This window comes from Pseudoalteromonas sp. NBT06-2 (assembly GCF_002276045.1).
Taxonomy (GTDB): Bacteria; Pseudomonadota; Gammaproteobacteria; order Enterobacterales; family Alteromonadaceae; genus Pseudoalteromonas.
Genome location: NZ_NQMR01000434.1, coordinates 1 through 402, shown reverse-complemented (window position 1 = coordinate 402; position 402 = coordinate 1). Strand labels below are relative to the sequence as shown.

Genomic DNA, 402 nt, shown 5'->3' with positions numbered 1-402 from the left:
AACATTCTTTAGTTTACGCCAGCTAAATTTACGGATCAGTGAACTGTTAACTGACTTAAATCATCGCCAGATGAAGAAGCATCCAGGCTCACGACAGTCCCAATTTGAGTTGTTAGATAAGCCAGTTCTTAAACCATTACCCCTTGAACCATATCGTTTTACCCAGATAAAACAGGTTAAGGTGCATATCGATTATCATATCGAAGCAGACAAACATTATTACTCTGTGCCACATCTATTGATAAAACAGAAGCTTGAAGCCCATATCAGTGGCGAGTTGGTCAGACTTTATCATCAAGGCCAACAAGTCGCTGTGCATCCAAGATCTCACCGTATTGGCGGGCATACAACAAACGATGAACATATGCCAATTGCACATCAGAAACATGGACAATGGTCACC

At 41.3% G+C, this 402-nt stretch carries 1 protein-coding gene; it reads left to right on the top strand.

The features are described 5' to 3' along the window. Window positions 1–402 (top strand): Mu transposase domain-containing protein (locus tag CJF42_RS26420; RefSeq protein ID WP_502694822.1); only part of this gene is annotated, 402 nt, incomplete at both ends.